The 23082-nt window shown below is 72.3% G+C and carries 24 protein-coding genes and 1 riboswitch; of the genes, 20 read left to right on the top strand and 4 right to left on the bottom strand.

The features are described 5' to 3' along the window. Positions 1–296 precede the first annotated feature (296 nt). Positions 297–427, top strand: a riboswitch (FMN riboswitch). A gap of 150 nt (positions 428–577) precedes the next feature. The 10 genes from ribD to ACGFYQ_RS13710 all read left to right on the top strand — a co-directional run bounded on the left by ribD (position 578) and on the right by ACGFYQ_RS13710 (position 9295). Further along, positions 578–1729 (top strand): bifunctional diaminohydroxyphosphoribosylaminopyrimidine deaminase/5-amino-6-(5-phosphoribosylamino)uracil reductase RibD, encoded by a 1152-nt coding sequence (ribD, locus tag ACGFYQ_RS13755; RefSeq protein ID WP_393743364.1) that lies wholly within the window; start codon positions 578–580, stop codon positions 1727–1729. Continuing rightward, positions 1730–2353, top strand: a complete 624-nt coding sequence (locus ACGFYQ_RS13750; RefSeq protein ID WP_393743362.1) for a riboflavin synthase — start codon at positions 1730–1732, stop codon at positions 2351–2353. It abuts the gene before it with no gap. Beyond that, complete coding sequence (locus ACGFYQ_RS13745; RefSeq protein WP_393743360.1) at positions 2350–3003, top strand: nicotinamide riboside transporter PnuC; 654 nt, start codon at positions 2350–2352, stop codon at positions 3001–3003. The genes ACGFYQ_RS13750 and ACGFYQ_RS13745 overlap by 4 nt, the downstream gene beginning before the upstream one ends. Continuing rightward, positions 3000–4298: a bifunctional 3,4-dihydroxy-2-butanone-4-phosphate synthase/GTP cyclohydrolase II gene (locus ACGFYQ_RS13740; RefSeq protein WP_393743358.1), complete on the top strand. Its 1299-nt coding sequence runs from the start codon at positions 3000–3002 to the stop codon at positions 4296–4298. Before ACGFYQ_RS13745 ends, ACGFYQ_RS13740 begins: the two co-directional genes overlap by 4 nt. Before the next feature lie 46 nt (positions 4299–4344). Then, a complete protein-coding gene (ribH, locus tag ACGFYQ_RS13735; protein WP_215031692.1) occupies positions 4345–4830 on the top strand; it encodes a 6,7-dimethyl-8-ribityllumazine synthase in 486 nt (161 codons plus the stop codon). 35 nt (positions 4831–4865) lie between these two features. Further along, a complete protein-coding gene (locus ACGFYQ_RS13730) occupies positions 4866–5147 on the top strand; it encodes a phosphoribosyl-ATP diphosphatase (RefSeq protein WP_267054274.1) in 282 nt (93 codons plus the stop codon). 59 nt (positions 5148–5206) lie between these two features. Further along, positions 5207–6055, top strand: coding sequence for an ATP phosphoribosyltransferase (gene hisG, locus ACGFYQ_RS13725; RefSeq protein ID WP_393743355.1), 849 nt, complete (start codon positions 5207–5209; stop codon positions 6053–6055). Between the two features lie 72 nt (positions 6056–6127). Continuing rightward, a complete protein-coding gene (locus ACGFYQ_RS13720) occupies positions 6128–6592 on the top strand; it encodes a PH domain-containing protein (RefSeq protein WP_393743352.1) in 465 nt (154 codons plus the stop codon). Positions 6593–6794: 202 nt separating this feature from the next. Beyond that, a complete protein-coding gene (locus ACGFYQ_RS13715) occupies positions 6795–8255 on the top strand; it encodes a hemolysin family protein (RefSeq protein WP_393743350.1) in 1461 nt (486 codons plus the stop codon). After that, the gene (locus tag ACGFYQ_RS13710; RefSeq protein ID WP_393743348.1) at positions 8252–9295 is read left to right on the top strand and encodes a hemolysin family protein; all 1044 of its coding nucleotides are present in this window, start codon (positions 8252–8254) and stop codon (positions 9293–9295) included. The genes ACGFYQ_RS13715 and ACGFYQ_RS13710 overlap by 4 nt, the downstream gene beginning before the upstream one ends. A gap of 155 nt (positions 9296–9450) precedes the next feature. On the opposite strand, the gene ACGFYQ_RS13705 is transcribed toward ACGFYQ_RS13710, so the two are convergent. Beyond that, positions 9451–11373, bottom strand: a complete 1923-nt coding sequence (locus ACGFYQ_RS13705; protein WP_393743346.1) for an AAA family ATPase — start codon at positions 11371–11373, stop codon at positions 9451–9453. A 367-nt stretch (positions 11374–11740) separates the two neighbouring features. Continuing rightward, on the bottom strand, positions 11741–12376 hold the full coding sequence (locus ACGFYQ_RS13700) for a uridine kinase (protein ID WP_393743344.1): 636 nt from the start codon (positions 12374–12376) through the stop codon (positions 11741–11743). 111 nt (positions 12377–12487) lie between these two features. Between ACGFYQ_RS13700 and ACGFYQ_RS13695 the strand changes: the two genes are divergently transcribed. The 7 genes from ACGFYQ_RS13695 (at position 12488) to ACGFYQ_RS13665 (ending at position 18019) form a co-directional block, all read left to right on the top strand. Then, the gene (locus ACGFYQ_RS13695) at positions 12488–13849 is read left to right on the top strand and encodes a peptidase C39 family protein (protein ID WP_393743342.1); all 1362 of its coding nucleotides are present in this window, start codon (positions 12488–12490) and stop codon (positions 13847–13849) included. Between the two features lie 86 nt (positions 13850–13935). Further along, positions 13936–14370: an SPW repeat protein gene (locus ACGFYQ_RS13690; RefSeq protein WP_393743340.1), complete on the top strand. Its 435-nt coding sequence runs from the start codon at positions 13936–13938 to the stop codon at positions 14368–14370. Between the two features lie 140 nt (positions 14371–14510). Beyond that, positions 14511–14663: an SCO1431 family membrane protein gene (locus ACGFYQ_RS13685; RefSeq protein ID WP_393743338.1), complete on the top strand. Its 153-nt coding sequence runs from the start codon at positions 14511–14513 to the stop codon at positions 14661–14663. Between the two features lie 142 nt (positions 14664–14805). Next, complete coding sequence (locus tag ACGFYQ_RS13680) at positions 14806–15270, top strand: GntR family transcriptional regulator (protein ID WP_393743336.1); 465 nt, start codon at positions 14806–14808, stop codon at positions 15268–15270. Beyond that, positions 15267–16181, top strand: a complete 915-nt coding sequence (locus ACGFYQ_RS13675; RefSeq protein WP_393743334.1) for an ABC transporter ATP-binding protein — start codon at positions 15267–15269, stop codon at positions 16179–16181. The genes ACGFYQ_RS13680 and ACGFYQ_RS13675 overlap by 4 nt, the downstream gene beginning before the upstream one ends. After that, the gene (locus tag ACGFYQ_RS13670) at positions 16178–17200 is read left to right on the top strand and encodes a transporter (protein WP_393743332.1); all 1023 of its coding nucleotides are present in this window, start codon (positions 16178–16180) and stop codon (positions 17198–17200) included. The genes ACGFYQ_RS13675 and ACGFYQ_RS13670 overlap by 4 nt, the downstream gene beginning before the upstream one ends. A gap of 42 nt (positions 17201–17242) precedes the next feature. Further along, positions 17243–18019 (top strand): class I SAM-dependent methyltransferase, encoded by a 777-nt coding sequence (locus ACGFYQ_RS13665; protein WP_393743330.1) that lies wholly within the window; start codon positions 17243–17245, stop codon positions 18017–18019. Positions 18020–18107: 88 nt separating this feature from the next. Here ACGFYQ_RS13665 and ACGFYQ_RS13660 read toward each other — a convergent pair whose 3' ends face one another. Beyond that, positions 18108–19067 (bottom strand): DUF6114 domain-containing protein, encoded by a 960-nt coding sequence (locus tag ACGFYQ_RS13660; RefSeq protein ID WP_393743328.1) that lies wholly within the window; start codon positions 19065–19067, stop codon positions 18108–18110. Positions 19068–19069: 2 nt separating this feature from the next. Further along, positions 19070–19618 carry a DUF6230 family protein gene (locus ACGFYQ_RS13655; RefSeq protein ID WP_393744024.1) on the bottom strand — a complete coding sequence of 183 codons (549 nt, stop codon included), beginning with the start codon at positions 19616–19618 and terminating at the stop codon, positions 19070–19072. 168 nt (positions 19619–19786) lie between these two features. On the opposite strand from ACGFYQ_RS13655, the gene ACGFYQ_RS13650 reads away from it, so the two are divergent. The 3 genes from ACGFYQ_RS13650 (at position 19787) to ACGFYQ_RS13640 (ending at position 22456) form a co-directional block, all read left to right on the top strand. After that, positions 19787–20482: a TetR/AcrR family transcriptional regulator gene (locus ACGFYQ_RS13650; protein WP_393743326.1), complete on the top strand. Its 696-nt coding sequence runs from the start codon at positions 19787–19789 to the stop codon at positions 20480–20482. Between the two features lie 147 nt (positions 20483–20629). Continuing rightward, the gene (locus ACGFYQ_RS13645; protein ID WP_393743324.1) at positions 20630–21802 is read left to right on the top strand and encodes an acyl-CoA dehydrogenase; all 1173 of its coding nucleotides are present in this window, start codon (positions 20630–20632) and stop codon (positions 21800–21802) included. 483 nt (positions 21803–22285) lie between these two features. Then, complete coding sequence (locus ACGFYQ_RS13640) at positions 22286–22456, top strand: GNAT family N-acetyltransferase (protein ID WP_393743322.1); 171 nt, start codon at positions 22286–22288, stop codon at positions 22454–22456. Positions 22457–23082 lie beyond the last annotated feature (626 nt).

Genomic DNA, 23082 nt, shown 5'->3' with positions numbered 1-23082 from the left:
GGGCAACAACAGGGCAACAACAGGCAGAGAGGTAGCGCTGGTTGGCCCGTGACGTGCACATCGGACGGGCTGCTCCCGGGAAGATGAAGGGAACGTTAAGAGGACTAGACCAACCCGTCAATAGGTCTGGACCAAAGCCCGGCCGGGAGTCCGGACGGGGGCACGCGTGGCGTGCGGGTGGGGGTGCGGGTGGCGCAATACGTTCGCTCAAGAACGGCTGTCTTGTGACCCAGGCCACAGCGCTTCCCCCGCATGGCCGCCGATCACCCGTGGCAGACTGGCTTCAGTACCAGTAGCAGCGCACTCCGGGGTCGGTGTAATTCCGAACCGGCGGTTATAGTCCGCGACCCGTCCGCAGCCAGCGGCCGGTTGACCAGGTGAGATTCCTGGACCGACGGTTAAAGTCCGGATGGGAGGCAGTGCGCGGCGGGCCAGTGACCGGTACGCCGCCGTCGGCGGTTCATCGGCATATCCCTGTGGATATGTCTGATCGGACCGTTTTTCCGGCCTCGGCGTCCCCGTGTGAGCTGTTCCGCTTCATCTGTCGTATCCCGACAGGCCCCGGAGTCCGTGCCCGATGAGGCAGGAGGACCCGGTGGCGACACACGCCGCGCACGCAGCACCCGACGCGGACATCCGTGCCATGCGCCGAGCCATCGAGCTCGCCGCGCGCGGACTCGGCTCCACCAGCCCCAACCCGGTCGTCGGCTGCGTCATCACCGACCCCGCGGGCACCGTCGTCGGCGAAGGCTGGCACGAGCGGGCCGGCGGCCCGCACGCCGAGGTCCACGCCCTCCGCGCGGCAGGCGAAGCCGCGCGGGGCGGCACCGCGTACGTCACCCTCGAACCCTGCAACCACACCGGCCGTACGGGCCCCTGCGCCCGCGCCCTCGTCGAGGCCGGGATCATCCGCGTGGTCTACGCCGTCCCCGACCCGAACCCGCAGGCCAGCGGCGGCGCCGCCACCCTGCGCGGCGCCGGGGTCGACACCTCGGCCGGGCTGCTGGAGGAGGAGGCCGCGGCGGGCAACGCCGCCTGGCTGACCTCCGTACGCCTCGGGCGGCCGCACGTCACCTGGAAGTACGCCGCCACCCTCGACGGACGCAGCGCCGCCGCCGACGGCAGCAGCCGCTGGATCACCTCCGCCGAGTCCCGTGCCGACGTCCACCGGCTGCGCGCCGAGAGCGACGCCGTCCTGGTGGGCGGCGGCACCCTGCGCGCCGACGACCCGCACCTCGCCGTACGCGGCGTCGCAGGCGCGACGCAACCGCTGCGGATCGCCCTCGACACCCGGGCCACGGTCCGGCCGACCGCCCGCATCCTCGACGACGCCGCGCCCACCCTGCTCGTCGTCGGCGAGGACGCCGACACGCGGCACCTGCCCGGCGTCGAGCTGCTCCGGCTGCCCCTGCGTGACGGCCGCATCGGCGTGCACGACCTGCTCGCCCACCTGAACCCGCTCGGCGTGCGTTCGGTCCTGCTGGAAGGCGGGCCCACCCTGGCCGGAGCCTTCCTCGAAGGCGGAGCCGTCGACCGCGTCATCGGCTACCTCGCCCCGGCCCTGCTCGGCGCGGGCCCCGCGGCCCTCGCCGACGCCGGAATCAAGAACATCTCCGGTGCGTTGCGCCTCGACATCACCGAGGCCGTCCGCGTCGGCCCTGATCTGCGCATCACCGCGGTCCCCGCCGCCACCGTCCCCGTCCCCGCCACCGCCACCAAGGAGCACTGAGTGTTCACCGGAATCGTCGAAGAACTGGGCGAGGTCACCGCCGTCGAGCAGCTCTCGGAGGCCTCCCGCTTCCGCCTGCGCGGCCCCCTCGTCACCGACGGCGCCAAGCACGGCGACTCCATCGCCGTCAACGGCGTCTGCCTGACCGTCGTGGACACCGCCGACGGCGAGTTCACCGCCGACGTCATGCAGGAGACCCTGAACCGCTCCAGCCTCGGCGCGCTGACCAAGGGTTCCCGGGTCAACCTGGAGCGTCCGATGGCGCTCGGCGGACGGCTCGGCGGCCACCTGGTCCAGGGGCACGTGGACGGCACCGGAACGATCCTCTCCCGCACCCCGTCGGAGCACTGGGAGATCGTCAGGATCGCCCTCCCGGAGCACCTCTCGCGGTACGTCGTCGAGAAGGGCTCCATCACGGTCGACGGCGTCAGCCTGACCGTGGTCGAGGCCGCCGCCGACTGGTTCACCATCAGCCTCATCCCCACGACCCTCGCGCTGACCACGCTCGGCATCAAGCAGAGCGGCGACCCGGTCAACCTGGAGGTCGACGTCCTCGCCAAGTACGTCGAACGCCTGCTGGCCGCCGGCGTGAACCCGCTGCACGCGACGGGAGACGACCAGTGAGCGCCCTGACCTGGCTCAACACGGAGGCGTTCGCCGTCTTCGGGCAGAAGGTCATCTGGTCCGACATGATCGGCAACCTGATGGGCCTGGCCGCCCTCGCCCTCGGCTGGCGCCGCTCCATATGGACCTGGCCCGCCCAGCTCCTCTCCGGCCTGATCCTCATCGCCGCCTACGCCTCGGCCCACCTCTCCGGCGGCGTCGGCAAGCAGCTGCTGGTCATCGGCGTGGCCGTATGGGGCTGGCGCGCCTGGCAGCGCGGCAAGCAGCAGGCCCAGGACGGCTCCATCGCCGTGCGCACCGCCACCTGGAAGGAGCGCGGCCTGCTCCTCGCCGGAGCGGCGCTGGGCACCCTCGCCGTCGGCGGCCTCTTCACGCTCTTCCCGCACCTGTCCTGGAGCCCGTGGGCGGACGCGTACATCTTCGTCGGCACCATCGTCGCGATGGTCGCCCAGGCCCGCGGCCTCGTCGAGTTCTGGTTCGCCTGGCTCCTCGTCGACCTGGTCGGCGTACCCCTCGCCTTCAACAACGGCCTGGCCTTCTCCGGCCTCGTCTACGTCGTGTACTTCGCCCTCGTGCTGTGGGGCGCCTACGACTGGTACCAGCGCTCGCGCACCACCACCGCCCCGGCCCTGGAAGGAGCAACGGCATGACCACCCTCAAGCCCGTGCCCGACATCCCCGAAGAGACCTTCCGCCTCGACCCCGTCGAGCAGGCCATCCGCGACATCGCGGCGGGCCGCCCGATCGTCGTCGTCGACGACGAGGACCGCGAGAACGAGGGCGACCTCGTCATCGCCGCCGAGAAGGCCACCCCCGAGATCATCGCCTTCATGATGAGCGAGTGCCGCGGCCTGATCTGCGCCCCCATGGAGGGCCCCGAGCTGGACCGGCTCGAACTCCCCCAGATGGTCCAGCACAACACCGAGTCGATGCAGACGGCCTTCACCGTCTCCGTCGACGCGAGCGCCGCCCACGGCGTCACCACCGGCATCTCGGCCGCCGACCGCGCCACCACCCTGCGGCTGCTCGCGGGCGGGGTGTCCCAGCCCGCCGACTTCGTCCGCCCCGGCCACGTCTTCCCGCTGCGCGCCAAGCCCGGCGGCGTCCTGGTCCGCAACGGCCACACCGAGGCCGCCGTCGACCTCGCCCGCCTCGCGGGTCTGCGCCCGGTCGGCGCCATCGTCGAGATCGCCGGCGAGGACGGCGTCATGCTGCGCCTGCCGGAGCTGATCCCCTTCGCCCGCAAGCACGGCCTGACGATCATCTCCATCGAGGACCTGATCGCCTACCGCCGCTCCGCCGAGCCGACCGTGCGCCGCGAGGCCGAGGTCAGCCTGCCGACCGCCTTCGGCGACTTCACGGCGTACGGCTACCGCTCCACCGTCGACGGGGTCGAGCACGTCGCCCTCGTCCACGGCGAGATCGGCCCGGGCGGCGCGTCCGAGGACATCCTGGTCCGGATGCACTCCGAGTGCCTGACCGGCGACATCTTCGCCTCGCAGCGCTGCGACTGCGGCCCCCAGCTGCACGCCTCCATGGAGCGGATCAAGGCCGAGGGCCGCGGAGTCGTCGTCTACCTGCGCGGCCACGAGGGCCGCGGCATCGGGCTGCTGTCCAAGCTGCGCGCGTACGAACTCCAGGAGCGCGGCCGCGACACCCTCGACGCCAACCTGGAGCTCGGCCTGCCCGCCGACGCCCGCGACTACGGAGCCGGCGCGCAGATCCTCGCCGACCTCGGCGTCCGCAGCGTCCGGCTGCTGACCAACAACCCCGACAAGTCCGCCGCCCTCGTACGGCACGGCATCGCGGTCACCGGCCGGGAGTCGATGCCCGTGGAGGCCGGCGAGCACAACCTGCGGTACCTGCGCACCAAGCGGGACCGGATGGGCCACGACCTGCCCTGGCTGGACGAGGCCGTGACCACGTCCGCCTGCGGCAACCAGTAAGAACGCACACCCCCCGTACATCCACGAACCACCGAGGAGCAGAGCTGTGAGCGGCAAGGGCGCACCCGAACTGAGCGTGAAGAACTGCGGAGACCTCCGAGTCGCCGTGATCGCGGCCCAGTGGCACGAGAAGGTCATGGACGGACTGGTCGACGGCGCCCTGCGGGCCCTGCACGAGCTGGGCATCGACGAGCCCACCGTGCTGCGCGTCCCCGGCAGCTTCGAGCTCCCCGTGGTGGCGAAGGTACTCGCCGGTCGCGGTTACGATGCCATCGTCGCCCTCGGTGTGGTCATCCGCGGCGGCACCCCGCACTTCGACTACGTCTGCCAGGGCGTCACCCAGGGCCTGGTGCAGGTGTCGATCGACACCGGAGTCCCCGTCGGCTTCGGTGTACTGACCTGCGACAACGACGAGCAGGCGCTGGACCGCGCCGGGCTCGAAGGGTCGAATGAGGACAAGGGGCACGAAGCGGTCACCGCCGCCGTCTCCACCGCCATGACCCTGCGGACCGTAAGCGAACCCTGGCGCTGAGTGGCGTGGGGGAACCCCGTATTCTGAGGACCATCATGGCGAACAAACCCTCCAAGAGCTTCGAAGAGCTCTTCACCGAGCTCCAGCTCAAGGCCGCCAACGGCGACCCCAGCACCTCCCGTACCGCCGAGCTCGTCGGCAAGGGCGTCCATGCCATCGGCAAGAAGGTCGTCGAGGAGGCCGCCGAGGTCTGGATGGCCGCCGAGTACGAGGGCAAGGAAGCCGCCGCCGAGGAGATCTCCCAGCTGCTCTACCACGTCCAGGTGATGATGGTGGCGCGCGGGATCTCCCTCGACGACGTCTACGCCCACCTCTGAGCCCCGGCACGTACACCCCGCCCGTATTCACGCAAAACCCACGCATCAAAGGAAGTCCCATGCTGCGCATCGCCGTCCCCAACAAGGGTTCACTCTCCGGACCGGCGTCGGCGATGCTCCATGAGGCCGGCTACCGGATGCGCAAGGAGTCCAAGGAGCTCGTGGTCGTCGACCCCGAGAACGAGGTCGAGTTCTTCTACCTCCGCCCCAAGGACATCGCGATCTACGTCTCCTCGGGCAAGCTCGACATCGGCATCACCGGCCGCGACCTGCTGCTCGACTCCGGCGCCAGCGCCGAGGAGATCCTGCCGCTGAACTTCGGCCGGTCCACCTTCCGCTACGCCACCCTCCCCGGCACCGCGAAGGGCCCCGAGGACTTCCACGGGATGACCATCGCGACCTCGTACGAGGGAATCGTCGCCAAGCACCTCGCCGAGAAGGGCATCGACGCCTCCGTCGTCCACCTCGACGGCGCGGTCGAGACCGCCATCCAGCTCGGCGTCGCCCAGATCATCGCGGACGTCGTCGAGACCGGCACCAGCCTGCGCAACGCCGGCCTGGAGGTCATCGGCGAGCCGATCCTCACCTCCGAGGCCGTCGTCATCCGCGGCAACGGCACCGACGCCGACAACCCGCAGGCCCAGCAGTTCCTGCGCCGCCTCCAGGGCGTCCTGGTGGCCCGCAGCTACGTGATGATGGACTACGACTGCCGCGCCGAGCACCTGGAGCGCGCGGTCGCCCTCACCCCGGGCCTGGAGTCGCCGACCGTCTCCCCGCTGCACAACGAGGGCTGGGTCGCCGTCCGCGCCATGGTCCCGGCCAAGGAGGCCCAGCGGATCATGGACGACCTGTACGAGCTCGGCGCGCGCGCGATCCTCACCACCTCGATCCACGCCTGCCGGCTCTAGGCCGCGGCGGGCCGGCCCGGCCGGCCCACCGCTGCCCGACCCGCACGACAACCGCAGAAGGCATCCGAACGCATGACCGAGTCCGCCGCCCAGCCCGTACCGCCCGCCCTGCCGGTCACCTTTCGGCCGACCCGCACCCGGGCCGTCCTGCTGAGCGCCGGGCTCGCCATGTTCGTCACCATCACGGCGGTCGCCTTCCTGCTGGAGACCCTCAGCGCGGGGGAGCGGATCAGCTTCGTCTTCACCGCCGTCCTGCTGAGCTCCGTCCTCGTCCTGCTCAGCCGCCCCAAGGTGGTCGCGGACGAGGCCGGAGTCACCGTGGTCAATCTGACCACCACCCGCCGCCTGGAGTGGGCGCAGATCCTGCGCGTCAACCTCCGCCCCGGCGACCCGTGGGTGTTCCTCGACCTCAGCGACGGCACCAGCCTGCCCGCCCTCGGCATCCAGCCCGGGGTCGCCAAGGCCCAGGCGATCGGCGACGCCCGCGCCCTGCGCGCCCTCGCCGAAACCCGGGGAACCGGCGCAAACGACCACTGAGCCCACCGAGTCTCGTGGCTGCGTACCGTTGCGGCCACGATCTCAATGACTACCCTGGTGACGGGGCGCAGCTGTGCGCCCTCCCACTTGCCCCGGGGCCCCCGGGGCCTGCGGGTCACCTGCGACTTGAGGAGTGACTCCCTCCAGCAATGGACGGATCGTCCGGTAATACCCGCGCCGCCCTCCCCACGGAGGCGGCGGCATGACCATCCCGCTACTCCTGCTCGCGGCGGCTTTCGTCCTGATCCTCGCCAACGGCTTCTTCGTGGCAGCCGAATTCGGGCTCGTCACCGTGGAGAGGCCCGAGGCCGAGCGCGCCGCAGCCGACGGTGACCGCCGTGCCCGCACGGTGGTCGAGGCCCTGCGAGAGCTGTCCTTCCAGCTCTCGGGCACCCAACTCGGCATCACCATCACCTCCCTCGTGGTCGGCATGCTGGCCGAGCCCGCCCTCGCCGCACTGCTGGCCGGGCCGCTCGCCGCGACCGGCCTCCCCGAGGGAGCCGCCTCCGGCGTCTCCGTGGTCATCGGGATGCTGCTCGCCTCCGCCGTCCAGATGGTCGTCGGCGAGCTCGTCCCGAAGAACTGGGCGGTCTCGCGGCCGCTCCAGGTGGCCCGCTTCGTCGCCGGTCCCCAGAACGCCTTCTCCCGCGCCTTCCGGCCGGTCATCGCCGGCCTCAACGCCGTCGCCAACCGCCTCGTGCGCGCGCTCGGCGTCGAGCCGACCGAGGAGATGGCCTCCGCCCGGACCCCCGGCGAACTGGTCTCCCTGGTCCGCCATTCGGCCCAGGCCGGCGCCCTCGAACAGGACACCGCCGACCTCTTCGTACGGACCCTGTCGCTGGGCGAGCTCACGGCCCAGCACGTCATGACTCCCCGGGTGAAGGTCAGCGCCCTGATGCACACGGCCACCGCGGCCGACGTGCTCAACCTGACCCGCGCCACCGGCCTGTCCCGCTTCCCGGTCTACCGCGACCGCATCGACGAGATCACCGGTGTGGTCCACCTCAAGGACGCCCTCGCCGTGCCCGAGTCCGAGCGCGGCCGCACCACCGTGGCGCGGATCTGCGTCGCCCCGCTGCTGGTGCCCGGCTCCCTGCCGGTGCAGCCGCTGCTGGAACGGTTGCGCAGCGAACAGCCGATGGCCGTGGTCGTCGACGAGTACGGCGGCACCGCCGGGGTGGTCACCCTGGAGGACATCGTGGAGGAACTCGTCGGAGAGGTCCGCGACGAGCACGACCTCGCCGAGGACGAGGGCCCCGAGCTGGCCGCCGTACCCGCCGAGGACGGCCGCCCCTCCTGGGAGGCCGACGGCAGCTGCCGGGTGCAGACCCTGCGCCGGATAGGCCTGGAGGTGCCCGAAGGCCCGTACGAGACCGTCGCCGGCCTCGTCGCCGACCTCCTCGGCCGGATCCCCGCTCCCGGGGACCGGGCGGAGCTGCCCGGCTGGCGGCTGTCCGTCCGCCAGGTCGGCCGCAACCGCGCCGAACGGGTCCGGCTGGTCCGGATGACGGCGGCCCCCGTGGCCGCTCCGCACGGGTCCGCGCCCGCGCCCGCCTTCGCCTCGGCCTCCGAGTCCGGCCGCGCCGCCCCGGCACGGCTCGGCGCGAGCCGCACGGGTGAACCGGCCCCGCAGCCGGCCGAGCTGGAAGGCGCCACCCGGTGAACGTGCTCCAGCTCCTCTTCGCCCTGCTGCTGGTCCTCGCCAACGGCTTCTTCGTCGGCGCCGAGTTCGCACTCGTCTCCGTACGGCGCAGCCAGATCGAACCCCTGGCGGCCGGCTCCAAGCGGGCCCGGCAGGTGCTCCACGGCCTGGAGAACCTGCCCCGCATGATGGCCGCCGCGCAGTTCGGCATCACCATGTGCTCGCTCACCCTCGGCGCCGTCGCCGAACCCACCGTGGCCCGGCTGCTGGAGCCCGTCTTCCACGCCGTCCACGTACCTCGGGGACTGATCCACCCCCTCGGCTACGCCTTCGCGCTCGCCGCCGTGGTCTTCCTGCACCTGGTCATCGGCGAGATGGTCCCCAAGAACCTCGCCATGGCCGCCCCCGAGAAGACCGCCCTGTGGTTCAGTCCCGGCCTGGTGGCCTTCGCCCGCCTGTGCGGACCGGTCACCACGGCGCTCGGTGCCTGCGCCAAGCTCGTCCTGCGGCTCTTCAAGGTCGAGCCCAAGGACGAGGTCGAGGCCGTCTACACCAGCGCCCAGCTCGGCCGGCTGCTCAAGGACTCCCGGCAGGCCGGGCTCCTGGAGCCGGTCGAGCAGGAGCGCCTGGAGGACGCGCTGGAGCTGGGCAGCCGCCCGGTCACCGACGTGCTCCTCGCCCGGGACCGCATCGTCACGGTCGGTCCCTCGGTCACCCCGCGCCAGATCGAGCAGCTGACGGTGCGCACCGGGTACTCCCGGTTCCCCGTCCGCTCCGACAGCGGTGCCTTCATGGGCTACCTGCACGTCAAGGACGTACTGGACCTGGAGGACCGGGAGCGGGCCGTGCCCCAGCGGGTCTGGCGCCGGATGACCACCGTGTCCGCCACCCTCCCGCTGGACGACGCGCTCAGCGTCATGCGGCGGGACGCCACCCACCTCGCCCAGGTCGCGGACGCGGCCGGGCGGGTACTGGGCCTGGTCGCCATGGAGGACGTCCTGGAGATGCTGGTCGGGGAGGTCCGCGACCCGTCGCACCGGTCGTACGTACGCGGCGCGTAGCAAATCCCAGCCCGCTCGTACGTACGCGGTGCGTAGCAAATCCCAGCCCGCCCGGCGTTTGAGGGTACGGGCGCGGAGCGCACGTACGGGGTCCGGGGCGGAGCCCCGCGAAAGGGCGGGGCTCCGCCCCGCCCTTTCCGCAAGGCCTGCGCGAGCTACAGCGGCGGCGGCTCCGGCCGCTCCTGCGGCCCCCGGCCCGACAGGACCTCGCCGTAGGCCTGCATCAGGTCCGCCAGCCGCAGAGTGGCCAGGTCGTCGCGGGAGGGCTCGCCCGCGAAGCCCGCCAGCCGCAGATCCCGGTACGCGCAGCTCTTCTCGTACAGGGTGCGCAGGAAGCGGCCGTTGCCGAGCTCGTCGATCCAGCCCTGCTCCACCACGTGCGCGCTGATGCTGCGCAGCTCGTCGAGGGCCTCCTCGTCCCAGCAGTCCCCGTTCGCCTCCGCCAGCACCCCGCCGATCGCGGTCAGCTCCAGCGGCCGGTAGCTGGGGAAGTCCACCCGGGAGGTGAACCGGGAGGACAGCCCCGGATTCGCAGCCAGCAGCCGGTCCATGCCGGCCGGGTAGCCCGCCAGGATCACCACCAGGTGGTCCCGGTTGTCCTCGGCCCGCTTCAGCAGCACCTGGAGGGCCTCGTCCCCGTACGCGTCACCCTTGCTGTAGCCCGAGTTGGACAGGCTGTACGCCTCGTCCACGAACAGCACCCCGCCGATCGCCGAATCGATGAGCTCGTTCGCCTTCACCGCGGTCTGGCCGAGGAACTCGCCCACCAGATCGGAGCGCTGGGCCTCCACCAGATGGTCGCCGCCCAGCAGGCCCAGCGCGTAGAAGACCCGGCCCAGGATCCGCGCCACCGTCGTCTTGCCCGTGCCGGAGGGTCCGGAGAACACGAAATGGCGTTTCGGCGGCTGAACCGGCAGTCCCTGCCCCGCCCGCAGCCGCGCCATGTGCAGCTGCGCGGAGAGCGCCTTCACCTGCCGCTTGACCGGCTCCAGCCCCACCATCCGCTCCAGCTCCGCCAGCGCCTCGGCGAGCGCCTCCGGATCGGGCGGCCCGGCCGGCAGCCCCGCCGGCGCGCCCTGCGGCGGGACGGACACCTTGCGCCGTACGCCCTCGGCCCGGCCCGTGGGGGGCGAGGTGCCGGTCAGCGGGTCCGGCTCCACCTGGCCGTCCGCCGCGATGTCCTGGACGGGTCCGCCGCCCAGCGCCACCGCCGCGAAGTTCCCGCCCGCCGGGGACGGGCCGTGCCCGCCGTAGCTCCCGTACCCGGAGTACCCGGCGGCCCCGTCGGCCATACCGGCCATGCCGTCGGTGTCGTCGCCGTCCTCGATGGCCGTCAGCCTGGCCGCCGTGTCCATGAACGCCGGGTCCACCCGGTGCACCGCCCGGTACAGGGGCAGCGCCGCCGCGCTGCGCCCGGTGCCCTCGTGCGCCCGCGCCAGCCAGTACCGCAGCTCCTTGCGCTGCGGCTGCTCGCTGCGGCACCGCATCAGCGCCGCCGACAGCATCGGCTCGGCCTGCCCGTACATCTCCAGCCGGACCCGGGCCATCCCGCCGAACAGGCCCGCCTCGATCCCCAGCAGCGGATCGTCCACCAGCGGCTCGGTGTGCCGCACCAGCTGCTCCCAGTCCTTGACCAGGTAGGCCCGGCAGGCGTGCAGGAACCGCACCTGCGGATCGGTGTCCACCGGCGGCAGCGCGGCCAGCGCCTGGTCCAGTTCGGGCACGTGGCGGCCGTCCAGCCAGTGCGAGGCGTGGGCCAGCAGCAGGTCCCGGCGGCTCTCCAGCACCGGTTGCACCCACCAGCCCAGCCAGTACCAGGAGTTCAGCGTCCGCCGGTGCCGGGCCCGCTGTTCGCCGAAGCGGTCCCGGTGCGCGTACATGCGCAATAACGCGTTGGTGGTGTCGACCCGGAGCGCGTGCAGCCCGAGCCAGGCGTCGGCCATCGCGGGATCGAGTCGTACGGCCGCCCGGAACTCCTCCTCGGCCTGCGGATAGGCGCCCATGGTGCAGGCGTCGACCCCGCGCAGCCAGGCGAGTTCGGCCGGGGCGTGCGTGCTGCCCGGCGTGCCGAAATCCATCACGTCCCCCACAAGCCTGCCCCCGTGGTGCGCGGCAACCCCCGCTTCGAGCGCGCGAGTTGCCCGGTGCCCCCGACTAGCGTCGCTGAAATCAGGGCTGCATCGTACCTGCGGTTTCGCACCTTACGTAGGGCGCGACAGGCCGGGTTCCGGTGTGCGCCCCGGGTCTACCCGGTGACTCAGGGTGAAGAAGGTGCCCGCGTGGACGGAGTCCGGGGCAGAACGAAGCCCCCGATCACGGGGGAACAACCGGGGGCTTCGTGTCCGCGGCGGCCGCGAAAGGCCGCGCATTGAGAACGTAAGGCCGTTTCGGGCCCCAGGTCAAGCGGCTCGGTGGAGGCCCGGCGGAGCGGAATTCGGGGTCCGCTCAGGCCCGGGGGAGTCCGTCACCCTCGGTGACGGAAGGGGTGGTTCGTGCGGTCGCACCCGTCCCGGAAGACCACTCGTATCCCGTACCGCTCTGGCGTACCAGCGTGTCGGCGAAGGGGCGCGAAGGGTCATCCGAGAAGTGCGCGCGCTCCGCGCGCTCCCATCCGTCCCAGAAGTCGGAAAGTTCACGCCCGTCCCGGTTTCGCCCGCGCCCCCAGGACTGCTCGCGCGGCGTCTCCATCCACAGCAGCCGCGCCAGATGCGGGCGCAGCGCCCGCCGGCCCGCCCCGACCCCCTCGACGAGGAGCACCGGCGCCGGCTTCAGCACCTGCTCCGGGCCGAAGCGCCGCTCCACCCAGTCGTACGGGGCCCAGTGCGCGGGCCGCCCGGCGGCCAGCGGCTCCAGCACCTGCGCGCGCAGCCGCCGCTGCCAGCCGAAGAGCTCCTCGTGGGTGGCCACGTCGTCCAGGTGCAGTACGGGTACGTCGCCCAGCGCCTCGGCGAGCCGGTCCGCGAAGGTGCTCTTCCCGGACCCGGCGTGCCCGTCGATCCCGACCAGCCGCACCGGGCCGAGGGAGGGGGGCAGTGCGGCGAGTTCCCGCGCGAGTGACTCAAGCGACTGCTGTGGTTCCACCCGACCAGCCTAGAGGGGTGTCCGACACGACCGGTGGCTTCGTCACCGGGCCGCCGGGAACTGGAAGGGTGAGCCCATCGAAGCACCGACCCACCCTGGGGGAACCCCGCGATGACCGCACCCACACCGCGCAGGGCCGTACTCGTCGCCGCACTCGCGGTCGCCACCGCCGCCACCGCCGCCACGGTCTCCGGCGGCAGCGCCGCGGCCGCCGCCCCCGCGGCTCCGCGGGGTCCGGGCCGCCCCGTCGACAACCGGTTCTGGTTCTCGTACGACCACTGGAAGGCCGGCGTCCACCAGGGCACGACCGCCGTCGGCGGCGCCCGCCCCGGCCTGGAGATCGAGACCGCCGCGGGCCGTACCGAGTACGCCGACCCGCACACCGGGAAGAAGAGCACCTGGGAGTATGCGACCTGGACCTCGCCGGTGCACCGCTCCGGCGTGCCCGCCACCGAGGCCATCGCCTCCTGGAACGCCCGCACCCCCGCCGGCGCCTGGATCCAGACCGAACTGCGCGGCACCTACAACGACGGCACCACCACCCCCTGGTACGTCATGGGCCGCTGGGCCGCCGGGGACGGCGACATCCGCCGCACCTCCGTGGACGGCCAGACCGACGGCAGGTCCACCGTCTGGACCGACACCCTGGCCGTCGACGCCCCGGCCGGCGGCCTGCGCGTCACCGACTGGCAGCTGCGCCTGACCCTGTACCGCAGGCCCGGAGCCGACCGCGGGCCCACCGTCTGGCTGGCCGGCGCCATGGCCTCCGGCGTCCCGGACCGGTTCACCGTCCCCGCTTCCCCGCCCTCCGGCCAGGCGCACGAGCTGACGGTCCCGCGCTACTCGCAGGAGGTCCACGCCGGCCGCTACCCCCAGTACGACAACGGGGGAGAGGCCTGGTGCAGCCCCACCTCCTCCCAGATGATCATCGAGTACTGGGGCCGCAAGGCCAGCGCCAGTGCCCTGGGCTGGGTCAACCCGAAGTACTCCGACCCGCAGGTGTGCCACGCGGCCCGCTCCACCTACGACGCCGCCTACAAGGGGTGCGGCAACTGGCCCTTCAACGCCGCCTACGCCGCCACCTACCGCGGGCTCGCCGGCGTCGTCACCCGCCTCGCCTCCCTCGCCGAACTGGAGACCCTGGTCCGGGCCGGCATCCCCGCCATCACGTCCCAGTCCTTCCGGCCCGAGGAGCTGACCGGCGCCGGCTACGGCACCGCGGGCCACCTGATGACCGTCGTCGGGTTCACGGCCGCCGGTGACATCGTCGCCAACGACCCCAACTCGCCCGACAACGCCTCCGTGCGCCGCGTCTACCGGCGCCGCGAATGGGAGAACATCTGGCTGCGCACCAAGCGCCACAACGCGGCCGGCAAGGTCGTCTCGGGCAGCGGAGGTGTCTGCTACCTCTACGCCCCGGCGGCGCCGGGCCCGGCCCAGGTCGCGGCGCTGCGGGCGGTCGGAGTGCTCTGAAAACACCTTTTGACCCGATGGCCCGAATGGGCGGAACATAGTGGGGTAAATGGCAGATAAAGGCTTCTCAAGGAGAGGCGGCCACCATGACCACCCATTCGAGCATCGAGCACCACCCCGACCTCGCAGAGATGCGCACGCGCTTCGAGCGGGTGACCAGCACCCCGGCGGCGCAGGCTGTGGAGGCGCTGGCCCTAGTCACGGGCCTGTACCTGGCAGCCTCGCCGTGGATCGTGGGTTTCGGCTTGCTCCTCCTGCCGCTGGCCATCAACAACCTGATCACCGGCCTGGCGTTCTGCCTGTGCATGGGCGGTCTGGGTTCTGCGTACGAGCGCACCCACGCGATGGCGTGGACGGCGGTCGTCCTCGGTGCGTGGACGATCATCGCCCCGTGGGCCATCGCCGGTGAGATGGACACGACCCGCACGGTGGTCAACAACGTGATCACCGGTGCCGTAGCCCTGTGCCTCGGCCTCGCGATGGCGGCGATGGCGGGCCGCAGCCGCGAGACACGCATCTGACCGGGACGCCGGAAGGGTACGCCCGCCGGGCCCCAGCCGCACCGCACATACCGGGCGGCCGGGCCCGGCGGCGTGACGCGCACCACCAGTGACCATCGTCATCTACCGCGAACGCCGCGAACGCTGGCACATTGGACACCATGACCGCCAACAGCGCCGCCCCCGCCGCCCGTGTCCGGAACCTCGTCCGCACCGGCGGACCCAAGGACGATTCCTCTTGGGTGGAGCACGTGCTCGGCTGGACGCTCGTGGTCGTGATCGCCATGTTCGTCACCCAGGTCGGCTGGCTGTAACCGCCCTCCCGTTCCCCTCCCCGCACGCCCGTCACGTTCACCGTGGCGGGCGTTTTCGCGTTCCGTGCCGACGCGCCGGTTTGACGGAGGTGGATCATGTCTGCACTATTCCACTAACCAGTTAGTGGAATGAGGTGGAGGCATGGAGTTCCGCGTCGACCGGCGCAGCGGTGTCGCCACCTATCTGCAGCTCGTCACCCAGGTCAAGCAGGCCCTTCGGCTCGGTGTACTGGAGCCCGGCGACCGGCTGCCCACGGCGCGGGAGGTGGTCGAGGCCACCGCGATCAACCCGAACACCGTGCTCAAGGCGTACCGGGAGCTGGAGCGCGAAGGGCTCGTCGAGCCGCGTCCCGGCGCGGGCACCTTCGTACGCCGCTCCCTGTCGCGCCCCGAGGCGGCCGCCGACTCGCCGCTGCGCCTCGACCTGGCGGCCTGGATGGCCCGGGCGCGCGAGGCGGGCCTGGACCGCGAGGACATCACGGCGCTGATCACCGCAGCCGTGGACGAGAGCTTCCCCGCACATGAACCCGGACCCGGACCTGGACCTGGACCGGGACCCGGCTCCGGACCGCACCCCGGATCCCCCGGCAGAGAGGACACCACGTGAGCGACCCGACCGTCGCTACGGCACTCCAGGCGACGCGGCTGGGACGGGAGTTCCGCGGCCGCAGCGCCCTGAGGGACTGCGATCTCGACCTGCCCGCCGGGCGCGTCACCGCACTCGTCGGCCCCAACGGCGCCGGCAAGAGCACCCTGCTCCAGCTCGCGGCCGGCCTGCAGCGCCCCACCACCGGGCAGATTCGGGTCTTCGGCCACGCCCCCGGCTCCCGCGAGGCCCGCGAGCGTACGGCCTTCCTCGCCCAGGAGAAGCCGCTCCACCCGCGGTTCACCGTCGAGGACACCCTGCGCCTGGGCCGCGAACTGAACCGCCGCTGGGACCAGGCCGCCGCCGAACGCCTCGTACGGGCCGGGGGCATCCCCCTCACCGCGCGCGTCGGCGCACTCTCCGGCGGAAACCGCACGCGTGTCGCCCTGGCGCTCGCCCTCGGCAAACGAGCCGAACTCCTCCTCCTCGACGAGCCGCTCGCCGACCTCGACCCGGTGGCCCGGCACGACGTCACGGCCCTGCTCATGGCCGAGGCCGCCGACCGGGGCGTCACCATCGTCATGTCCTCGCACGTGCTGTCCGAGCTGGAGGACGTCTGCGATCACGTCCTGCTCCTCAAGGACGGCGCCGTACGCCTCGCCGGCGACGCCCAGGAACTCTGCGCGGCGCACACCCGCCTCACCGGTCGCGCCGACCCGATCGAAACCGACGGCCTGCCCCACGAGTTCGACCGGAACACCGTCGTCCACGCCGTCACCGCAGGCCGTCAGGTCACCGCCCTCGTACGCGGCCCCGTCACCGGCGGCGAAGACCGCTGGCTCAGCGGAACCCCCTCCCTGGAGGACCTGTTGCTCGCACACCTGCGCGCCCCTCGGGCCCCGCGCACCGACCGTACGGAGGCGGCCGCGTGAGGGGCGTCCTGTGGCTGGCCTGGCGCCAGCAGCGACTGATGATCGCCACCGGCACCGTGGTGCTCATCGCCCTCACGGCCTGGGTCGTCCACATGCGCTCCGAGATGATGACGCTGATCGACGCCTACGGTTTCGTCCCCTGCAAGGGCTGGAACGGCGGCTGCGAAAGCGTGGGCACCTTCCTGGTCCTGGACCACAGCACCGGCCCGATCAGAGCCCTCGGCACCCTCGGACTCGCCCTCCCCGCCCTCATCGGCGTGTTCTGGGGCGCCCCGCTGCTGGGCCGCGAGATGGAGACCGGGACCTTCAAACTCGCGCTCACCCAGGGCGTCAGCGGCCGCCGCTGGTTCGCCGCCCGCTTCGGCCTCGCCGCGCTGTTCGCCGTGATCGCCGCCGTCCAGATCGGCGCGCTCGTCGCCTGGTGGTGGTCGCCCGTGTCCAACACCCTGGACGGCCTCTACTGGTACGACGCCTACATCTACAACGCGACCGGCCCCGCCTCAGTGGCCTGCGCCCTGTTCGGTCTCGCCGTCGGCACGGCCGTCGGCCTGCTGGTCCGCCGTACCCTGCCCGCCATGGCCGTGACCTTCGCCGCCATCGGCACGGCGACCGTCCTCACCAGGTTCCTGCGGAGCAGCTGGATCGACCCCGAGTCGCGGATCACCCCGGGCATGACGCCCAAGAGGACGGTCGGCAGCGCCTGGTCCACGGGGGAGTTCGGCTACCTCGCGCCCGACGGGCGGGAGCACGACATCAACACCCCGGTCTGCCAGACCTCCGGCGAGGAGCTCCGGCAGTGCATGGCCGAGCACGGCTTCATAGCCCGCTACCACAAGGTCTATCCCAGCAGCGACTTCTGGACCTTCCAGTGGATCGAGACCGTGCTCTACCTGGGCGTCGCCGCCGCCCTGGTGGCCCTGGTCCTGTTCGTCCTGCGCCGCCCCACCACGACGGCGCGCGCCGCAGGGACCGTCACCGCCACCACCGCCGGGTCCGCCGCCGCGCCCGCCGGAGTCTGACCGTCCGACCTCTTCCTGCCCGCCACCCACAAGGGAACCCGCATGGCCACGAAGAAGAACCTCCAAGCCGACCGCACCAGCGTCACCCACAAGGTCCGCTACGCGCTGAGCAACCCGACCCGCATCGCCCCGTACGTACGCCGCGCCGCACGCGACGCCTGGCTGCGCCACAAGCACCCCGACCACGTGGGCTACTACCGCGCGGTCATGGCCTCCGACACCGGCCGCAACCCCGAGGCCGCCGTCGGCAGCCAGACCCACGACCGCTGGCTGGCCCTCGGCAAGATGCAGTTCGACTACCTCATGGAGCACGGCCTCACGCCGGGCCACCGGATGCTCGACATCGGCTGCGGCAACCTGCGGGCCGGCTGGCGCTTCATCGAGCACCTCGACCCCGGCCACTACTACGGCATCGACATCTCGCCCGACATCCTCATCTCCGCCAAGGAGACCCTGACCAGGCAGGGCCTCCAGGCCAAGCTGCCGCACCTGACCATCACCCGCGACCTCACCCTGGACTTCCTCCCCGAGCACCACTTCGACGTCGTGCACGCCCACAGCGTCTTCTCCCACTCGCCGATCGAGATCATCGACGAGTGCCTCGCACACGTGGAGCGCGTACTGGCCCCCGGCGGCTGGTTCGACTTCACCTTCGACCGCACCGAGGGCGCCGAGCACCAGGTCTTGCGCGAGGACTTCTACTACCGCACCCGGACCCTGGTGGACCTCGCCGCGAAGCACGGCCTCACCGCCCGTTTCATGGACGACTGGGAGCGGCTCGGACACGGCCAGTCCAAGATCCGCGTCACGGCCGGCTGACCCCGCCCGGACCGGCACCGGGCACGGCCGGGTTCGGCCGGCCGGCGCCGGTGCCGGCACCGGTGCGGGTGCCGGTGCCGGTCCGGGATCACGAGGCCTCCAGCCGCAGGCCGTCGGTGACGATCACGTCGGAGGTCACCAGCGCCTGCTCGGCGCTGACCTGGGTCATGAAGACGAACGGCGGGATGACCGGGGGAGCGGGCAGCCCGTCGGGGCTGAAGGTGACGCACAGCAGTCCCTCGATGCAGCCGCTGAACTTCGTGAGGTACAAGGTGACATCGCCCCGCAGGTCCAGGGAGGTGGCGGCCAGCCCGTACTCGTCGCGGCCGTCGCGCGTCCGCAGCCGGTAGTCGCGCAGCGAGGCCGCGCGCATCGTGAGCACCAGCACCTTGAGCGGCCCGTCCACCGTCGGCACCCGGGTGACGCCCGCGAACGCGAAGCCCTGGGGCGCGAAGAGCGAGGTGGTGACCGTCGGGGGAGTGCGCGCCGCCATCGGCGGCCCCGCGGCCGGGGCGGCCCTCGCCCCTTCCGTCACCGGGCCGCCCGTCACCAGCGCCGCCAGCAGCACCACCGGCAGCGCCACGGCGGGCGTCCGCGGACCGCGGCCGTCCGGGCCCGGCCGGTACGGACCCTCCTCGCCCGCCTCCTCGTCGGACAGCGGGGTCCAGCCGAAGGCCAGCGCGCTCCCCGCGATGCCGAGCGCCATCCCGACCAGGAACCCGCCCAGGTTCGTCGCCACGAAGGACACCACCGACAGCAGCAGCGCGTGCAGGGAGACGTACGCCCGGGCCTGCGGCAGGAACCACAGGAACAGCCCCGCCAGGACCAGCGCGGCGCCGATCCCGATGGCCGCGATCCCGCCCAGGCCCAGGCTGACCAGCACGGTCAGCGGGGAGAGCGGGACCAGCAGCAGCTCGGCTCCGCTCAGCAGCACCAGCAGTCCGCCCCAGAACGGCCGGGTCCGGCGCCAGGCGCGCAGCCGCCGCCGGTGCCCGGGCAGCGGAAGCCGCCGCTCCAGCCACCCGCTCCCGTTCCGCGGGCCTCGCACGCCTAGAAGCACTTCTCGCCGTCCAGGCTGACGCTCAGCTTCATGCCCTTGAGCCTGAAGTTGCCGCCGGTCGCGGACCAGGCGTGCGACTTCACCCCGACCACCTCGATGTTCCCGGCCTGCAGGCCGAACTTCCCCGGTTCGCCCTTGACCCCGTCCACCTGATCCAGGGTCGAGGCGTCCCGGCCGATCTGCGCCGTGCCGAAGACGGCGTCGCCGTCGAGGTCCTCGCCGTCGATCACCAGGTCGCCGGCCGTGACCTCCCCGGCCGGCCCGCCGGCGGTCAGCTTGAAGACCACCGTGCCGAGCGGGGTGTCCACCTCGGCGGCCTGGCAGATGTCGGTGAGCGTCGCCTCGCCGATGCCGAGCAGCGCGACGGGATGGCCCTTGCCGTCGACGGAGCGGTCCGTCTGTACGTAGGAGGCGAGTCCCTTGCTGCTCAGCTTGGAGGAGGAGACCTGGAAACTGGTCCCCGAGACGGCGAAGGAGGCGGCGAGCGCGCCCTGCGCCATGATCATGGCCATCGCGCCGACCGCGACGACCGCGGGCATCGCGACGGCGGCCGTCTTCTTCCAGTGGACGCGGCCCTCGCGGGGCCTTCCCGTGCCGTGGCGCGTCGTGCCGGTACCCATGGTCTTCCTCCCGTACGTCGTCAGGTGCGCAGGGGAAGTGCTGCCATACTTCAGGCATCTTGTGGCGGTTCGAGGCTAGGGCTGAATTTGAATAATAGTCAACAGCGCGGTACGAGCGAGCGTTCGCAGGTCCGCAGGGCCGAACTCATAGCGACCGGACGCAAGTTGTTCGCCGACACCTCGTACGACGCGCTGTCCATGGACGACATCGCCAAGCAGGCGGGCGTCGCCAAGGGACTCATCTACTACTACTTCAAGAGCAAGCGCGGCTACTACCTCGCCATCGTCGAGGACTCGGTCGCCGAGCTCGTCGCCCGCGCCGGCGGGGAGACCGACCTCCCGAACGCCGAGCGGGTCCGGCGCACCATCGACGGCTACCTCTACTACGCGGAGCACCACCACGCCGCCTACCGCACCATCGTCACCGGCGGCGTCGGCTCCGACGCCGAGGTGCTGGCCATCCGCGACGCCGTCCGCGAGGAACTGGTCGCCACGATCGCCGAAGGCGCGTACGGCCACCGCGCGCTCCCGCCGCTCGCCCGGCTCGCGCTGGTGGGCTGGCTCTCCTCGGTCGAGGGGATCACCCTGGAGTGGATCGGCGGCCTCGCCTCGGACGCGACCGGACAGCCGGTCCGCGCCGCACTGGGAGCCCTGCTCGTACGCCAGCTGCGCGCGACGCTGACCGTGATCGAGGAGTTCGTCCCGGAGTGCCCGGCGCCTCCCGCCCCCGAAGAGCCGTTCGATCAGCTCGGTGATCTTGCCCCGGTGACGGGAAGCCCCTGATCGGGCATACTCGACCCGCCGCAGCCTCTGAACTGCCCCTTCCGTGATCCGGGAGGGCAGCATCGGCTGTGAGAGCACCGAGATCCGGCGTCGCGTCCCACACCTCACGCGTCGCCGCCGTGCCCGACCAGGGAGGAGAGCGCCGCCATGACAGACCGCGCCCCGCAGCCGGTGGACCGTCAGCTGCCCACCGAGGAGTCCCGGGACCTCCTCGCCCTCGTACGCGAGATCGCCCAGCGGGAGATCCGCCCCGTGGCCGCCGAGGAGGAGGACTCCGGGCGGTTCCCCCGCGAGATCTTCACCCTGCTTTCGGAGGCCGGACTGCTCGGCCTCCCGTACCCCGGCGAATACGGCGGCGGCGAGCAGCCGTACGAGGTCTACCTCCAGGTCCTGGAGGAGCTGGCCGCGGCCCGCCTGACCGTCGGGCTCGGCGTCAGCGTGCACTCCCTGGCCTGCCACGGCCTGGCCGGCTACGGCACCAAGGAGCAGCAGGCCGCCCACCTGCCCGCGATGCTCGGCGGCGGCCTGCTGGGCGCCTACTGCCTCTCCGAGCCGGCCGCCGGCTCCGACGCCGCCTCGCTCACCACCAAGGCGGTGCGCGACGGCGACGACTGGGTCATCACCGGCACCAAGGCCTGGATCACGCACGGCGGAGTCGCCGACTTCTACACCGTCCTCGCCCGCACCGGCGCCGAGGGCCCCAAGGGCATCACGGCCTTCCTGGTCCCCGGCGACGTGGACGGCCTGACCGCTGCCGTGCCCGAGAAGAAGATGGGCATGAAGGGCTCGCCCACCGCCCAGCTGCACTTCGACGGCGTACGCGTGCCGGACTCGCGCCGTATCGGCGAGGAGGGGCAGGGCTTCACCATCGCCCTGGCCGCGCTCGACGCGGGGCGCCTCGGCATCGCCGCCTGCGCCATCGGCGTCGCCCAGGCGGCGCTGGACGAGGCCCTGACGTACGCGCTGGACCGCAAGCAGTTCGGGCACCCGATCGCGGACTTCCAGGGGCTGCGCTTCATGCTGGCCGACATGGCCACCAAGATCGAGGCGGGCCGGGCGCTGTACCTCGCGGCGGCGCGCCTGCGGGACGCCGGCAAGCCGTTCTCCCGGCAGGCGGCCATGGCCAAGCTGTTCTGCACCGACGCGGCGATGGCGGTCACCACGGACGCGGTCCAGGTCCTGGGCGGCTACGGCTACACCGCGGACTTCCCCGTGGAGCGGCTGATGCGGGAGGCGAAGGTGCTCCAGATCGTGGAGGGCACCAACCAGATCCAGCGCATGGTCATCGCCCGCCACCTGGCGGGGCCGGAGACGCGCTAGTGCTGTGGCCGGAAAGGCTTGCCGGGGCGCGGCTCCCCCAGCTACCGCTGGGAGGTGCCCCCAGGTGCGGTGCATCGCAAGGCGGAGGGCCGCGGCTCGTACTGGACGTACTCGCGCGGTCCGACAACGCTGCGAGGTGCCGTGCTTGGGGGTACCTCCCTGGGGGTCCCCCCGGACGGAGTCTGGGGGAGGTAGCTGGGGGAGCGCCGCGCCCCGGTGAACCTTGCCGGTCACAGCACTAGGTGCCGGACGCGGTGCCGATGGCGGGGCCGGCACCGGTGCTCGCCGTCCGCCCGGCGCGCTGACCGACGCCGAATCGAACGACCTGTTCGGCGCCGCCCGGCCCGGCCACCGGGCGGTCTCCTTCGCCCCCGTCCTCGAACGCAGCCCGGCCTGGGTCACCGCCCGCCGGGACGGCCTCCTGGTCGGCTTCGTCAACGTCGCCTGGGACGGGGGGCGCACGCCTTCGTCCTCGACACCACCGTGCACCCGGACGAGCGGCGCGGGCTCGGGGTCCGGCTGGTACGGGCCGCCGCCGAGGCGGCGCGGGAGCGCGGGGCGCAGTGGCTGCACGTCGACCACGAGCCTCACCTCGGCACCTTCTACGCCGAGTGCGGGTTCCGCCCGACGGCGGCGGGACGGCTCGCGCTCTGAGTCAGCTCCCGAACAGCGGCCCGTTGGGCCAGATCGGGGTGCTACTGATCCGGGACCACTCCGGGTCCCGACGCCCCGGCACGGTGCGGCCGTCCTCCGCCCAACGGGCGATCAGCGCACTGTAGATGGGCGGATCGGGATACCGCTGCCGGGATCCCTGCTGAACCGATTCTTCGTAACCGGGCGGCGTAGGCCGCCGACGGCGTCCCGTCCGTGGCGTGGAAGTCTCAACCGTGGTCATGCCGGAGCAACGCGGCGCCGCACCCCCGGGTAACCGCTCCGCGGCCCCGGGGATCCGTTCGAGGGTGTCCCCGGGCGGGGGCGGGGGCGGGGCTTCGGGGGGCGGGAGCGGGGAGCCGGGTGCAGGGCGGGCGGGATCTGATGGTGGGCGGGATCACGGCGGGCTGCTGCCCCCGGGCGGGATCGCTTCGCGCGGCGGGGGCTTCGGGGGGCGGGACTTCAGCCGGGCGGCATCAGGGACGCTGGCCGGTGGCTTCGGATGGTCGGGAGCCGCTCACTCGGGATCAGAGAAGGTCTGGGGGTTTCCCGTCCGTCCCATCGTCTTCCGGGTCGGGCCGGTCCCTCAAGGGCGCTCCCTTCGGTCGCGTCGCTTCGCGATGGCCTTC

This window comes from Streptomyces sp. NPDC048258 (genome assembly GCF_043201995.1).
In the GTDB taxonomy this organism is placed as follows: domain Bacteria; phylum Actinomycetota; class Actinomycetes; order Streptomycetales; family Streptomycetaceae; genus Streptomyces.
The sequence above is the reverse complement of the archived record's forward strand: the minus strand, read 5'-3'. Positions and strand labels throughout refer to the sequence as shown.